Origin of the sequence: Euzebya rosea (genome assembly GCF_003073135.1) — a bacterium.
In the GTDB taxonomy this organism is placed as follows: domain Bacteria; phylum Actinomycetota; class Nitriliruptoria; order Euzebyales; family Euzebyaceae; genus Euzebya; species Euzebya rosea.
Genome location: NZ_PGDQ01000019.1, coordinates 54,145 through 68,792 on the forward strand (window position 1 = coordinate 54,145; position 14,648 = coordinate 68,792).

Sequence of the window (14,648 nt, forward strand, 5' to 3'; positions counted from 1 at the left end):
GATCTGACACTCCCTGCCCGCACCATGCCCCCATGCGACCCAACGACGTCCACGACTCCCTCCGCGCCCACGTCCTCGTCGACGGCTACGACATGGTGCTCGACACCGCGGCCTCCCGGGGGTCGTGGCTGGTCGACGCCCGCACGGGCGACCGCTACCTCGACGTGTTCACCTTCTACGCGTCCTCGCCGCTCGGGATGAACCACCCCGACCTGCTGGAGGACGAGGACTTCCGCGCCACCCTCCTCGAGGTGGCCATGAACAAGCCGGCCAACTCCGACGTCTACACCGTGGAGATGGCTCGCTTCGTCGACACCCTCGCCCGGGTCCTCGGCGACGACGCGCTGCCGCACTACTTCTTCATCGAGGGCGGGGCCGCCGCCGTCGAGAACGCCCTGAAGGTCGCGTTCGACTGGAAGTCCCGCCACAACGCCATGCACGGGCGGGCCGCCGCAGGCAGCCGGGCGATGCACCTCACGGGTGCGTTCCACGGCCGCAGCGGCTACACGATGTCGCTGACCAACACCGACCCGGCCAAGGTCGCGAAGTTCCCCAAGTTCGACTGGCCCCGGCTGACCACCCCGATCGTGCGCCACCCGCTGGCCGACCACGCCGACGACCTGGCCCGCCAGGAGGCCGTCGCGCTGGCCGAGGCCGAGGCCGCGTTCGCCCGCTACCCCCATGACATCGCCTGCATCATCGCCGAGCCGATCCAGGGCGAGGGCGGCGACAACCACCTGCGGCCCGAGTTCCTCCGCGCCCTGCAGGAGCTGGCCCACGCCAACGACGCCCTGTTCGTCCTCGACGAGGTCCAGACCGGCGCCGGCATCACCGGTCACGCCTGGGCCCACCAGGGCATGGGCCTCGAGCCCGACGTGATCGCGTTCGGCAAGAAGCTGCAGGTCTGCGGCGTCATGGCCGGCCGACGTGTCGACGAGGTGCCCGACAACGTGTTCCGTGTCTCCAGCCGCATCAACTCCACCTGGGGCGGCAACCTCACCGACATGGTCCGCGCCCGCCGGATCCTCGAGGTCGTCGAGTCCCGGGACCTGATCACCAACGCCAAGGTCCAGGGCGAGCACCTGCTCGGCCGCCTGCTCGACCTCGCCGAGACCCACCCCGAGCTGGTCAGCAACGTCCGCGGCCGTGGGCTGCTGTGTGCCGTCGACATGCCCGACAGCGACACCCGTGACCGGGTGACCACCCGCCTGATGGCCGAGGAGAAGGTCATGATGCTGGGCTGCGGCACCCGCACTCTCCGCTTCCGCCCGTCCCTCGCCGTCACCGCCGAGGAGCTCGACATCGCCGTCGACGCCCTCGACCGCGTCCTCTCCACCATCCGCTAGGAGCATCCGCACCATGACCCGCACCGTCACCTCCGTCATCAACGGCAAGGCCGTCACCGACGCCGCCGGCACGATGACCCTCAACAACCCCGCCGACCTGTCCGACCACGTCGCCGACGTCACGCTGGCCAGCTCGCGCACCTTCCTGGACGCCTGCCGCGCCGCCAAGGACGCGCAGGCCGAATGGGCCGCCACGCCCGCCCCGACCCGCGGCCGTGCCATCCAGCAGATCGGCCGGCTGATCGAGGCCAACAAGGAACGGCTGGCCACGCTGGTCACCCGCGAGATCGGCAAGCCCTACCCCGAGGCGCTCGGCGAGGTCCAGGAGATGGTCGACACCTGCGACTTCTTCCTGGGCGAGGGACGCCGGCTGTACGGCCAGACCGTCCCCTCGGAGATGCACGACAAGCAGCTGTTCACCTTCCGCCGTCCGGTGGGGTCGCTGGCGATCATCACCGCCGGCAACTTCCCCGTCGCCGTGCCGTCGTGGTACCTCGTGCCCGCGCTGCTGTGCGGCAACAGCGTCACCTGGAAGCCCGCGGAGTACGCCGCCGCCAGCGCACAGGCGACGGCGGAGCTGTTCTGGCACGGCGGCCTGCCCGAGGGCCTGCTCAACCTCGTGATCGCCGACGGCCCAACCACCTTCGAGGGGCTGGAGCTCGGCATGGACGCCGGCGTCATCGACAAGGTCGGTTTCACCGGCTCCGTCGAGGTCGGCCGCCGCATCGGCGAGCTTGCCGGCCGCAACCTGCAGCAGGCCACCCTGGAGCTGGGCGGCAAGAACCCGCTGGTCGTCATGCCCGACGCCGACCTGGACCTGGCCGTCGAGGGGGCGCTGTTCTCCGGCTTCGGCACCTCCGGCCAGCGGTGCACGTCGCTGGGCACCGTGTTCGTCCACGAGTCCATCCACGACGAGTTCCTCCGTCGCTTCGACGAGGCCACCCGGGAGGCGAAGGTCGGCGACCCCATGGACCCCTCGGTGCTGTACGGCCCGATGATCTCCCAGAAGTTCTGTGACAACGCCGAGCGCTGGCTGGACGCCGTGGAGGGTCACCACACCCTGCACGGGTCGACGGGCACCGGCCGCATCACCGCCGACAACCCCCGTGAGGGTTTCGTCGGCGACCCCGACGCCGGCATCTTCATGCACCCCACCATCGTCGACGGCATCACCGCCAAGGACGAGCTGTACCGCAACGAGACGTTCGGCCCGATCGTCGGCGTCGGCACGTTCGCGGACTTCGACGAGGCCATCGAGCTGGCCAACGGCCACGGCTACGGGCTGTCGTCGTCGATCTACACCACCGACCCCAGGACCGCGTTCCGGTTCGCCGAGCGGATCAGCGCCGGCATGACGTCGATCAACAACTCCACGTCCGGCGCCGAGGCACACCTGCCGTTCGGCGGCAACGGCAAGTCGGGCAACGGCTCTCGCCAGTCCGGCATGTGGGTCATCGACCAGTTCACCCGCTGGCAGTCGGTCAACTGGGACTACGCCGGCAAGCTGCAGAAGGCGCAGATGGACGTCACCGACGTCTCCGCCGACCTGGACTTCCGCCTGGCCGACTGACCCCCGGCCGGCCTCAGGCCAGCCCCAGCACCCCGGGCAGCTCCGACAGCGCGTCGATCACGGCGTGGGCGTCGGAGGGATCGCCCGGGGTGTGGTCGTTGCGGACCCACACCGCCGACATCCCCGCTTCCACCGCACCCTGGATGTCGTCGATCGGCCGGTCGCCGACGAAGACACACCGTTCCATGGGGACCCGCAGGCGCTGCACGACGGTGGCGAACGGCTGGATGTGGGGCTTCACCCAGTCGATCTCGGAGGTGTAGAGCCGCACGTCGATCAGCCCGTCGAGGCCGTCGCGCTCCAGGAACCGTTCGTGGAAGCTGCGTGGCCAGTGGGTGTTGGAGAGCATCCCGATCCTCAGCCCTGCCGCCCGCAGCGCCTGCAGCGTGGGCACCGCGTCGTCGCGGTGGCGGATGGTCGGGGTCCACGCGTCGAGGTGGGCCTCCTGGGCGGCGTGCAGGACCGCCTCGGCGACGTCGACGTCCAGCACGTGACCGGCCTCCAGCAGCAGATCCATCAGCCGGGAGGACCGCATGGTCGTGGTCGTCTTGGCCCACGACGCCGCCTCGATGGCGACCAGCTGCTCGGTCAGCTCCTCGGCCCGCTCGGGGTCGATGCGTTCGGCTGCGACACGCCACATGTCGATCAGCTCGACCTCGACGTGTTCGGTGAGGGTGCCGCCCCAGTCCAGCACCACCGCCTCGAGCGGTTCGCCGGTCAGGGGCGACACGATCGTCATTGCTGCCAGCCCTGCTGGCGGTACCAGCGATGCTGGTCGGTCGGCGGGGCAGCAAGCCGGCTGCGGACCACAAGCATGGTCGGGTCGGGCGCGGCGATGTGGGCGCGCAACGCCTTCGTCAGGTCCTCGCCGATGACCTCGATCACGTCGGCACGCATGCCGAAGGTCCGGGCGAGCGCCGCGAAGTCGGGGGTCGGCCGGTCCAGCGTCGTCGGGTCGAGGTCGAGGGTGTCCAGCAGCGGGCGCAGCCGTCCGGCGCCACCGTCGTCGACGACGAGCAGCGTGAGCGGCAGCTTCTCCCGAGCCATCGTGGCCAGCTCGCCGAGGTTGGTCAGCATGCCCTGGTCACCGACGACCGCCACGACCGGTTCGGTCGAGTCGGCCGCAGCCGCGCCGATCGCCGCAGGGATCGCCGAACCGACCGCGTCCAGCGTCGGGGGGAACCAGAGGGTCCGGGGAAGGGTCCACTCGTGGAACGCCGCCAACCACCGTCCTGCCGCGCAGGGGTCGGTGACCACCGTGGCCCGGTCGGGGATGGCCGCGGACACGGCGGTGAGGAACGCCATCTCGGGACCGTGTGCCGCCTCGAGCTGGCGCCTGACGGTGGACCGGACCTCGTCCAGCCGTGACCGCACGACCGCGGTGCCGCCCCGGTAGCCGACGGTGTCGGCCAGGGCCTTGGTGAGGGTCCGTGCGTCGCCGCGCAGCAGCACGTCGGGCCGGTACCGCCGGCCGGCGGCAGCCGGATCGACGTTGATGGCGATCAGGGCGTCGGGGTCGGGCTGGGCACCACCCTGGGTGGACTCGTCGTCGAAGTCGGTGCCGATGCCGACGATCAGGTCGGCGTCGTCCCACAGCGCCCCGACCGCGGGCAGGTGGGGTGGCATGCCGACCAGGCAGGGGTGGCGTGCCGGCAGCAGTCCGGCCGCGTGCACCGTCGTGACGACGGGCACACCGACCTTCTCCGCCAGCTCCGCGACCGCCCCACCCGCGCCGGCGCGCATCGCGCCGCCACCGACCCAGATCAGCACGTTCTGGGAGGAGTCGACCAGGTTGGCCGCACGGCGCAGCTGGACGTGCTCGACGGGCTTTGCGGCCGTGGCCGACGAGGTGTCGGCGGGCTGGTCGGGATCCTCGGGTTCGGGGGCGACGGGAGCGGATGCGAAGCCCGGCGGCAGGTGGATCACGACCGGTCCGCCGGGGGCGGTCATGGCCATCTCGCGTGCCCGGGACACCTGGGCCCGCAGGTCGTCGGTCGGCCGCAGGACGATCGAGCCGACCGTCACCTCCTCCAGCCCCACCGGCAGCGGCGCGACCTCGGCGGTGTCGCCGGGACGGACGGTCCGCGGGACGACCGTGGGGGAGTGGGAGATCACCAGGACGGGCGCGCCGAGCTGCCGCGCCTCCTCCAGCGCACGGAGCACCCCGAGGGTGCCGTCGCCGGGACCGGGCACCGCGACCGCGGGCCGTCCGGTGCGATGGGTCCACCCAGCGGCGGCGGTCACCGCGGCGTCTGCCCGTTGCATCGCGACGAAGCGCAACCCCTGGGCTCGGAGCTGCACGATCAGCTCGAGGTCGTGTGGTCCGGGCACCCCGAACGCACGATCCGCTCCGGCTCGCTGCAGCGCCCTGACCAGCGCTTCTGCACCGGTCGGACCGCCTGTGTCACCGCCTGTGGGCATCGCCATGCCCGCCACGCTACACAGGATCAGTGGCCGGAGTCCTGATCATGAACCGGGGCCGGCTGCCGCGGCGCGGCCGCACGGGCAGCGTCGAGGGACCTGACCATCGCCTCGTTGACGGGCTGGGTGGCCTGTCCCCGTCGGCGCACCACGCCGGCTTCCTCGCCGTCGGCCGGGGCCTGCTCGCCCGGCGACAGCTGGGCCCGGGCTGCGTCGGCGGCCTCGGCGGCCCGCGCCTCGTCCTCGGTCTCCAGCCGAGCCTGCTTGACGGCTTCGACGGTCTTCTTGGGGTCCTTCGGGTACTGGATACGAGGGTGGTAGACGCCTTCCAGCGCCTCGATCAACGACTGCTCGACCGCGCGGAGGTCCGCGAAGGTCAGCGGCGAGTCGTCGAGCTGGCCGTCGGCGACGCGGTCGCTGATCAGGCCGGTCACGATCTGGCTGATCTGGTCCCGCGACATCGTCGCGCTGTTCTGCGACGCCGCACGCACGGCCCCCTCGCAGCAGTCCGACAGCATCAGCACGGCCTGCTCGCGCGAGTGGGGCTTTCGGCCCTTGTAGCGGAAGAACGCCTCGTCCGGCTCGGGACCGTCGCTGTCCTCCGCCCGCTGCAGGGCCTGCCGGTAGAAGTAGGCGACGACGGTGGTGCCGTGGTGGGTGCGGATGCCGTCGACGATCTCGGGCGGCAGCTTGTGCACCGCGGCCATCTCGATGCCGTCGGTGACGTGTCGCTGGATGATGAGCGCGCTCTGCCGGGGGTCGTCGAGCTGGTCGTGGGGGTTGGCGATCGCGACCTGGTTCTCCACGAAGAAGTAGGGCTTCGCGACCTTGCCGATGTCGTGGTAGAGCGCCATGACCTCCGCCAGGAGCGGGTCGGCACCGATCCTGCGGCAGGCACGGCTGGCGAGGTTGGCCACCATCACCGAGTGGTTGTAGGTGCCGATCGCCTTGTCCTCCAGCTCGCGGAGGAGGGGATGGTTGCGGTCGGCGAAGTCCAGCAGGCTGTTGGCGGTGATGATGCCGAACAGGCTCTCCAGGAACGGCAGCAGCCCGTTGACCATCAGCGCGGTCAGCACGCCGTTGAGCGCGCCGGCCACCAGCGCACCGGTGATGCCCTCCGTGCCGCTGTAGACGACGGTGAACGCGCCGGCCAGGACGATGTAGGCCAGCGTGGACTGCCACGCCGCCTGGCGGAGCTGCCCGCGGGCGGTCAGGCGACCGATGATCGGGATGGACAGCAGCCCGGAAACGGCCGCGAACGGCACGATGCCGAGCTGCCCGGGCACCTGGTAGGAGATCAGCGCCACCATCGGGATGACCAGCAGCACACCGATCCGGGCGTCGAACAGGATCGTGGCCAGCATCGCCATCGCGCCGACCGGGATCAGGAAGTGGCGTTCGTTGCCGCCGACGGCGACGGTGTTGATGGCGACGAGGATGGCGGTGAACATCACCAGCAGCACCGCCATCAGCATCAGCTGCTTGGGGGTGCTCCAGATGGTCGGCCGGTAGGTCCGGACGTAGACCGCCACGACCGTGGTCAGGATCACGCTCAGCAGCAGCGCCTGTGCGAACTCCTGGGTGGGGTCGGTGCCGTCCTGGCCGGTGTCGCGCAGCGCCTGCACCTGCAGGTCGGTGACGGTGTCGCCCACCCGGACGATCGGGGTGCCGCGCTGGATGACCAGCGCCACCTCCTCCACCTGGGCCGACGCGGCGGCGCGGGCTTCGCTGGTGGCGTCGACGTCGATGGTGAAGGTCGGTCGCAGGGCATCCCGGATGATCGGGTCGAGGACCTGGGAGGCGACCGGCTGGCTGACGGTGGACAGGGCGAGGGCACGCTGCAGGTCGTTGTCGGCCCAGCGCTGCACGTCGTCGGCGTCCTCCAGCTCCGTCGCGGCGGCGCTTCGGGCGATGTCGATCGCCTCGGCGCGGGCCACCGACAGCTGGCTGCTCGTCAGCCCGACCAGCAGGTCGATGCCCTCGGTGGACAGCATGGTCAGCCGCTCCTCCAGCGCCGCGATCTGGTCGCTGCGGCTGGGGATGGTGCCGTCGGGGCCCGGGGAGGCGGTGGTTGCGGCCACGTCGAAGGCGTCGATGACCCTATCGATCAGCGCCGTCTGCGCCTCGAGGTCCGGGGTGACGACGGGGTCGACCTCCTCAGCGGCCTGGCGGCGCTGGAGCTCGGTCTCCTCGTCGTCGACCACCCGGACCTGCTCGGCGGCGATGACGGTCCGCGGGGACGGCTCCCCGGCGACGATCGGGGCCTCGGTGAAGAACGCGGCAAGGCCGAGCACCGTGGGGATGCCCAGCATCATCACGACCAGGGCGGCGATCCGCCCGGGCCACTGTGCGCGTGTGTTGCGATCCATGTCTGCCAGAAGCTCCAGTCTCCCATGCTACGGCGGACGGCGTCCCGCGGATATCCGCTGGACGCCGTCGAGCACGGTCGGCTGGGGTCAGAGGACTCCGCGGGCGACGAGGATCGCCGACAGCCCGCGGGCGGTCAGCCCGAAGTTCACGAGCCCCACCACGGAGAAGACCAGCAGCGGGTGGTACCGGCCCTCACGGGCGAACTTGTGGCCGTAGAACAGCACCACCAGCGGGAACACGAAGCCGTACAGGAAGTGGAACGCCGTCGTGAACGTGTCGCCCGGCATGGGCACGCGGCCCATCAGCAGCAGGACCACCCCGAACAGCAGCTGGACGGCCAGGAGGATCTGGGCGACCGACACGATGCGCCAGAACCAGGGCACGTCGTCGTCCCCCTTCACCACGCGAAGGACGAGGGCAAGGACCATGACGATCAGCCACGAGCCGACGATCGAACCGCCGACCACGTAACCGTGGATCTGAGAGATGCTCACGCGGGGGAGGGTACCGGGCGGATGGACGGTCGCCGGTCTGCCACCCGTGTACCGGCGACGTACCCTGCTCGCTTGTGATCACCGTCGGGTCCGTGACCAAGTCCTTCGGGGGGCGAACCCTGTTCGCCGACGTCAGCATGCGCATCGACGCTGGCACCCGAACCGCGATCGTGGGCCCCAACGGTGCCGGCAAGACCACCCTGATGAAGATCATCACCGGTGTCGAACCCGCCGACAGCGGCGAGGTCGCCGTCCAGCGCGGGGTGGAGGTCGGCGTCCTCGAGCAGGACGTCGCCGACTGGGCCAATGCCCAGGCCGAGGCAGAGGGCAAGAACCCCACGCCGATCGACCTCGTCGTGTCCGGCGTGCCCGTCAAGGAGCTCGAGGGACGCCTGACCGAGCTCGGCATGGCCATGGCCGAGGACCCCGAGGACGAGGCGATCCTCGAGGAGTTCGGCCGCGTCCAGACGCGCTTCGAGCACCTCGGCGGCTACGACCTCGACGCCCGCGCCCGCCGGATCATGGCCGGCCTCGGGTTCGACGAGCGAACCATGGACGAGCCGCTCCGCACCCTGTCCGGTGGCTGGATGATGCGGGTGGCGCTGGCCCGGCTGCTGCTGCGCAACCCCGACGTGCTGATGCTGGACGAGCCGACCAACCACCTGGACCTGGAGTCCGTCGGCTGGCTGCAGCAGTTCCTCGCCGCCTACGACGGCGCCATCGTGCTGATCAGCCACGACCGCGACTTCATCAACGCCATCGCCAACCAGGTCGTCGAGGTCGCCGACGGGCGGGTCACCAGCTACGCCGGCGACTACGAGTACTTCATCACCTCCCGAGCCGAACGCCAGGAGCAGCTGCTCGCGCAGGCCAAGAACCAGGCCAAGAAGGTCGCGGAGGTCGAGGCCTTCGTCGAGCGGTTCCGCTACAAGGCCAGCAAGGCCAAGCAGGTCCAGTCGCGCGTCAAGATGCTGGAGAAGATGGAGACCGTCGAGGTCGACGACCGCAAGGCCCGGGCGATGAAGCTGACCTTCGGCGAGGCCCCCCGCGCCGGCCGGACGGTCGTCGAGCTGCGCAACGCCCGCAAGGCCTACGGCGACAACGTCGTCTACACCGGCCTCGACCTGGCGCTGGAACGCGGCATGAAGGTCGCGCTCGTGGGCCCCAACGGCGCCGGCAAGTCGACCCTCCTCAAGATGCTCGTCGGCGCGCTGGAGCCCGACGAGGGCGAGCGGGTGCTCGGCCACAACGTGCAGGTCGCCTACTACGCCCAGCACCAGGTCGACGCGCTGCACATGGAGAAGACCGCCCTGCAGGAGGTCGCCGCCGCCGTCGACACCTCCAGGGTCAACCCCCGGTCGGTCCTCGGATCGTTCCTGTTCTCCGGTGAGGACGTCGACAAGAAGGTCGCCGTGCTGTCCGGTGGCGAGCGTGCCCGCATCGCGCTGGCCCGCCTGATCGCCCAGCCGGCCAACCTGCTGTGCATGGACGAGCCGACCAACCACCTCGACATCGCCAGCCGCGACGTCATCGAGGACGCGCTCATCGCCTACCCGGGCACCGTGGTGCTGATCACCCACGACCGCCACCTGATCCGCTCGGTCGCCGACGTCGTCATCGCCGTCGGCGACGGGACCGCCCGCATGCACCTCGGCGACTACGCCAGCTACGCGGAGAAGATGGGCCTGGACTACCTGGGCCGGCCGCTGGGTGCCGACGACGGCCCGCGGATGCGCGGTGGGGCCGGGGGCCAGTCCGACAACGGCAGGGGCGACAGCAAGGCCGACAAGAAGGCCGACAAGCGGGCCGAGGCAGAGCGGCGCAACCGCCTGCACAACCGCACCAAGGACCTGCGGCAGAAGCTGTCGAAGGCCGAGAAGGCGCTGATGAAGGCCGAGGACGAGGTCGCCGCGATCCAGCGCGAGATGGCCGAGCCGGGTGCCTTCGACGACCCGGGGGCCGCCAAGGAGCTGACCAAGCGACACGACGTCGCCAAGTCGCGGGCGGCGGACCTGAGCCGCGAGTGGGAGCAGCTCGTGGAGGACCTGGAGCAGGCCGAGGCCGCCGCGGGCTAGCGTCCGGACGGTCGGTGCCGTGCCCCGCGCGGCGGATCCCGACCGGCCGGGCATGCTGGGTGGGCGATGTCGATGATCTCCCCGTGGGGTGGCGGCGGCCGGCCGATGATGCCGGGCACCGGCCGAGTGCGACGTGGGCTGGACGGCCCCCGTGAGGTCGGGCTGCGCTCGGGACTGATCGGCCGGGTGTGGCGGACCTTCGCCAGGCCGTACCGGTCACGCCTGCTGCTGCTCATCGGGCTGATCTCCCTCGGCAGCATCCTGACGGTCGTCCCGCCACGGATCATCGGCCTGATCGTCGACACCCTGTCGGACCCGCCGGAGGGGGCGGTCGACCGCATCACGTGGCTCGCACTCGGGCTCGTCGGCGTCGCCGTCGTCAGCAGCCTGCTCAGCGTCGCCCAGCGGTACTTCTCCGCCTGGATCGGTGAGCAGCTGATCCACGACCTGCGCCGCTCGTTGTTCGACCACGTCCAGCGGATGCCGCTTGCGTTCTTCACCCGCACCCAGACCGGCGCGCTGATCAGCCGGCTGAACAACGACGTCGTGGGCGCCCAGTCGGCGCTGACGGGCACCTTCGGGACGCTGGCCGCCAACCTCGTGCAGGTCCTCGCCACCGTCGGGCTGATGCTGTCGCTGTCGTGGCAGCTGACCCTGATCACCCTCGCGGTGCTGCCGTTCTTCGTGCTGGCCGCCAAGGGGGTCGGCAAGCGGCTGCAGGGCCTGACGCGCGAGTCGATGAACCTCAACGCCGACATGAACTCGTTCATGACCGAGCGGTTCAACGTCGCCGGCGCCATGATCGTCAAGCTCTTCGGGCGGCCCGACGAGGAGACCGACACGTTCGGCACCTCGGCCCGGCGGGTCGCCGACATCGGCGTGCAGACCGCCGTGATCGGCCGGCTGTTCTTCGTCGTGCTGGGGCTGATGGGCGCCCTCGGGACCGCAGCGGTGTACCTGATCGGTGGCCGCATGGCCCTGTCGGGGTCGTTCAACCCCGGCGACGTCGTGGCGTTCGGCCTGCTGGTCCAGCAGGCCTACCAGCCGCTGGCGGCCCTCTCCAACGCACCGGTGGAGGTGCTCACCGCGCTGGTCAGCTTCGACCGGGTGTTCGAGATCCTCGACATCGCCCACCCCATCGCCGACGCCGAGGACGCCGTGGTGCTCGACGAGCAGGCCGGTCGGGTGGAGTTCGACGACGTCACCTTCGCCTACCCCACCGCCAACGAGTCCTCGGTGTCCTCCCTCGACTCGTGGATCGACGTGATGGACGCGCGGCCCGGCGAGACGGTCCTGCAGGGTGTGTCGTTCGTCGCCGAGCCCGGCCAGACCGTCGCGCTGGTCGGTCCGAGCGGGGCCGGCAAGTCCACGATCCTGTCGTTGGTCTCACGGCTGTACGACGTGGGGGAGGGGGCGGTCCGCATCGACGGCCACGACGTCCGCACCGTCACCCTCGACAGCCTGGCGGCCACCATCGGCGTCGTCAGCCAGGACCCGCACCTGTTCCACGACACGGTGCTGGCCAACCTGCGGTTCGCCAGGCCGGACGCGACGCAGGACCAGGTCGTCGCCGCCTGTCGTGCGGCCCGCATCCACGACGTCATCGACGCGCTGCCCGACGGCTACCAGACCGTCGTGGGCGACCGCGGCTACCGGCTTTCGGGCGGGGAGAAGCAGCGGCTGGCGATCGCCCGGGTGCTGCTGAAGGACCCCTCGATCATCGTGCTCGACGAGGCGACGAGCCACCTGGACTCCGACAACGAGGAGAAGATCCAGATCGCCCTGTCGGCGGCGCTGCGCGAGCGCACCAGCCTGGTCATCGCCCACCGCCTGTCCACCATCGTCGACGCCGACCAGATCCTCGTCATCGAGGGCGGTCGCGTCGTGCAGCGTGGCACCCACGACGAGCTCGTCGGTGCCGAGGGCCTCTACGCCGAGCTGTACCGCACCCAGTTCGCCCGCGCCGGCAGCTGAACCCCACCTCGCTGGGCTGCGCCGTCCCGGCGGGCCCGGCCACGCCGGCCGCCGCCCGGCGCCCCGGCCTCCCCGATCCGATGGAATCGCCTCCGATGGTGATGGAATCGCCTCGGGATGTGGGTGACGCTGCGTCGTCTTCGCAGGTCAGCGGCGTTCGAGCGGATGGAATCGACTCCGCGACGACGGCTCGACGCCGGCATCGGAGGCGAATCCATCCGGGGAGAGGGTGGTGCGGCGGGCGCGCAGGCGTGCGCGGAGGAGGAGGGCCGTCCCGCTGGCGAGGAGGAGGCTGAGGCCGGCGGCCCACCACAGGGCGGGGTATCCGGCCGCATCCACGACGAGGCCGCCGAGCACCGGGCCGGCGCCGGCGCCGATGTAGACCCCGGTCTGGGTCACGCCGGTGGACGCGGCGGCCGCAGAGGGGTTGTTGCGGACCACCGAGAGGTTGAACAGCCCGGGCCACGCCCATCCGAACGCGAAGACCGGGACGACGGCCCCCACGTAGGCGACCGGGGTGTCCAGCGCCAGCACGATCGTGGCCAGGCCACCGACGCCCAGCAGCAGGGCCACGCGTCGGATCGGCAGCAGGCGGGGGCCGTCAGCCCACCGGCCGTGCAGGATCCGCGAGGTGATCCCCACGGCGGACCCGCCGGTCAGCAGCAACCCTGCCGCGCCCGGCGACAGGCCGGAACCCTCACCGGCCGAGACCAGGAACGACACGGTCGCCCCGGCAGCCGCAGCGCCGAGGAGGCCCACGACGGCGTAGCCGATCAGCAGGCGGCGGGGCAGGTCCGGCCGCGCCGGCGATCCCGATGACCCCGGCAGGCGGCCCGATCCCGTCGGCGACCCCGATGATCCCAGCAGCCGGACCGATCCCGGTCGCCGGCCCTCGTGCTGGCCCAGGGAGGGCACCGCGGCAAGCGCCGCGGCCGCCACCAGCGCGGCTGCCACGTAGGCCCAGCGCCAGCCGACCGTCAGCGCCAGCACGGGTACGGCCACCCCGCCGAGCAGGCTCGCGATCGGCATGCCCGCCTGCTTCAGCGCCATCGCCAGGCCCAGCCGTCCCGCGGGCACGTGGCGGACCAGCAGCAGGTTGGCCGCCGGCTGGGTCAGCGCGTTGCTGGTGCCGGCCACCAGCAGGGCCAGTCCCAGGTGCAGGGCGCTCCGGGCCTGCGACAGCGCCAGCCCGGTGACCAGGCTGGTGAGCAGGCCGATCCGCATGGCAGGCCCCGGCCCCAGCCGTTCGGCCAGCCGGCCGAGAAGCACCGACCCCAGGGCGGCGCTGGCGAAGAAGCCGCCGATGACCAGGCCCAGCTGCGAGGCACCCAGCGCAAGGTCGTCGGCCAGCTGCACGGCGATCGCGCCGGTCATGAAGGCCGGCAGGACGCTGGAGGTGGTGCCCACGACCCCGCCGAACAGGGCACGACGGGCGATCGAGGCGGACACGGCCACCATCATGCCTGCCGTGGTCGCCCGGGCTGCCGGCCCGACGGGTCAGTCGATGTCGGGGATCACCACGTCGTCGAGGCCCTCCTCCTCCGGCGGCCACTGCATGTGGAGGCCCTCGAGGACGTCGACCAGGATGTTGGCGATGACGAGGTTGCGGTACCACTTGCGGTCCGCCGGGATGACGTACCAGGGTGCGTCCTCGGTGGAGGTCTCCGACAGGGCGTCCTCGAAGGCGGCGATGTAGTCCTTCCACCGCTTCCGCTCGGCCAGGTCGCCCGTGGCGAACTTCCAGTGCTTCTCGGGGTCGTCCAGCCGCTCCTGCAGCCGCTCGGCCTGCTCCTCGGGGGAGATGTGGAGGAAGATCTTCACGATCGTCGTGCCCTCGTCGACCAGCATGCGCTCGAAGTCGCGGATGTGGCCGTAGCGCTTGCGCCACCGCTCCTCGGGCACGAGGTCGTGGACCCGCACCACCAGGACGTCCTCGTAGTGAGAGCGGTTGAAGACCGTGATCTGCCCGTCGGCCGGGACCACGGCATGGGCCCGCCACAGGTAGTCGTGGGCCAGCTCCTCCTCCGTTGGCTTCTTGAACGACGCGACCTTGACGCCCTGCGGGTTCACGCCGTCGAAGACGTGGCGGATCGTGGAGTCCTTGCCGCCGGTGTCCATCGCCTGCAGGACGACCAGCACCCGGCGCCTGCCCTCGGCGTACAGCAGCTCCTGCAGGGCCTCCAGGCGGGCGTTGGCTGCCAACGCTGCGGCCTTGCCCTGCTCCTTGTCGCCGTCCCAGCCGACGGTGGCCCGGGTGTCGTGCTCGGACAGGTCCAGCTCGTCGCCGGGCTCCACGCGGAAGGCCTTCACGACGTCGTCGAGGTCCAGCTCGGGCAGGTCCGGGGGCGCGGTGGTGTCGTCCATGGCGCGCATCATGTCATCCCGTCGCCCGCCGGCG

At 71.2% G+C, this 14,648-nt stretch carries 10 protein-coding genes; 4 read left to right on the forward strand and 6 right to left on the reverse strand.

Annotated features, from left to right (window positions below; translation table 11 throughout):
- Nucleotides 1-32 precede the first annotated feature (32 nt).
- Together lat and CUC05_RS21130 are read left to right on the forward strand one after the other, a co-directional pair.
- Nucleotides 33-1,346 carry an L-lysine 6-transaminase gene (gene lat, locus CUC05_RS21125; RefSeq protein ID WP_108668124.1) on the forward strand — a complete coding sequence of 438 codons (1,314 nt, stop codon included), beginning with the start codon at nt 33-35 and terminating at the stop codon, nt 1,344-1,346.
- Between the two features lie 13 nt (nt 1,347-1,359).
- Nucleotides 1,360-2,916 carry an aldehyde dehydrogenase family protein gene (locus tag CUC05_RS21130; RefSeq protein ID WP_108668125.1) on the forward strand — a complete coding sequence of 519 codons (1,557 nt, stop codon included), beginning with the start codon at nt 1,360-1,362 and terminating at the stop codon, nt 2,914-2,916.
- Between the two features lie 13 nt (nt 2,917-2,929).
- Here the strand turns inward: CUC05_RS21130 and CUC05_RS21135 are convergent, their stop codons facing one another.
- The 4 genes from CUC05_RS21135 to CUC05_RS21150 form a co-directional block, all read right to left on the reverse strand.
- Nucleotides 2,930-3,655, reverse strand: a complete 726-nt coding sequence (locus tag CUC05_RS21135) for an HAD family hydrolase (protein ID WP_108668126.1) — start codon at nt 3,653-3,655, stop codon at nt 2,930-2,932.
- On the reverse strand, nt 3,652-5,343 hold the full coding sequence (locus CUC05_RS21140; protein ID WP_108668127.1) for a thiamine pyrophosphate-dependent enzyme: 1,692 nt from the start codon (nt 5,341-5,343) through the stop codon (nt 3,652-3,654). Before CUC05_RS21140 ends, CUC05_RS21135 begins: the two co-directional genes overlap by 4 nt.
- Nucleotides 5,344-5,363: 20 nt before the next feature.
- Nucleotides 5,364-7,706, reverse strand: a complete 2,343-nt coding sequence (locus CUC05_RS21145) for an HD family phosphohydrolase (protein WP_108668128.1) — start codon at nt 7,704-7,706, stop codon at nt 5,364-5,366.
- Between the two features lie 87 nt (nt 7,707-7,793).
- The gene (locus tag CUC05_RS21150; protein ID WP_108668129.1) at nt 7,794-8,201 is read right to left on the reverse strand and encodes a hypothetical protein; all 408 of its coding nucleotides are present in this window, start codon (nt 8,199-8,201) and stop codon (nt 7,794-7,796) included.
- Between the two features lie 92 nt (nt 8,202-8,293).
- Between CUC05_RS21150 and CUC05_RS21155 the strand changes: the two genes are divergently transcribed.
- Complete coding sequence (locus CUC05_RS21155; RefSeq protein ID WP_157965851.1) at nt 8,294-10,276, forward strand: ABC-F family ATP-binding cassette domain-containing protein; 1,983 nt, start codon at nt 8,294-8,296, stop codon at nt 10,274-10,276.
- A gap of 66 nt (nt 10,277-10,342) precedes the next feature.
- Nucleotides 10,343-12,250, forward strand: coding sequence for an ABC transporter ATP-binding protein (locus tag CUC05_RS21160; protein ID WP_205712472.1), 1,908 nt, complete (start codon nt 10,343-10,345; stop codon nt 12,248-12,250).
- Between the two features lie 147 nt (nt 12,251-12,397).
- Here CUC05_RS21160 and CUC05_RS21165 read toward each other — a convergent pair whose 3' ends face one another.
- Together CUC05_RS21165 and CUC05_RS21170 are read right to left on the reverse strand one after the other, a co-directional pair.
- Nucleotides 12,398-13,699 carry an MFS transporter gene (locus CUC05_RS21165; protein WP_157965852.1) on the reverse strand — a complete coding sequence of 434 codons (1,302 nt, stop codon included), beginning with the start codon at nt 13,697-13,699 and terminating at the stop codon, nt 12,398-12,400.
- Nucleotides 13,700-13,747: 48 nt separating this feature from the next.
- Entirely contained in the window at nt 13,748-14,614 is an 867-nt protein-coding gene (locus tag CUC05_RS21170) for a polyphosphate kinase 2 family protein (RefSeq protein ID WP_205712473.1), read from the reverse strand.
- Between the last annotated feature and the right edge of the window lie 34 nt (nt 14,615-14,648).

Bases quoted from the DNA above. Each gene is read 5' to 3' on its own strand.
- CUC05_RS21135 (WP_108668126.1), bottom strand. From the start codon at position 3,655: ATGACGATCGTGTCGCCCCTGACCGGCGAACCGCTCGAGGCGGTGGTG.
- CUC05_RS21130 (WP_108668125.1), top strand. From the start codon at position 1,360: ATGACCCGCACCGTCACCTCCGTCATCAACGGCAAGGCCGTCACCGAC.
- CUC05_RS21170 (WP_205712473.1), bottom strand. From the start codon at position 14,614: ATGGACGACACCACCGCGCCCCCGGACCTGCCCGAGCTGGACCTCGAC.
- CUC05_RS21140 (WP_108668127.1), bottom strand. From the start codon at position 5,343: ATGGCGATGCCCACAGGCGGTGACACAGGCGGTCCGACCGGTGCAGAA.
- lat (WP_108668124.1), top strand. From the start codon at position 33: ATGCGACCCAACGACGTCCACGACTCCCTCCGCGCCCACGTCCTCGTC.
- CUC05_RS21145 (WP_108668128.1), bottom strand. From the start codon at position 7,706: ATGGATCGCAACACACGCGCACAGTGGCCCGGGCGGATCGCCGCCCTG.
- CUC05_RS21160 (WP_205712472.1), top strand. From the start codon at position 10,343: ATGTCGATGATCTCCCCGTGGGGTGGCGGCGGCCGGCCGATGATGCCG.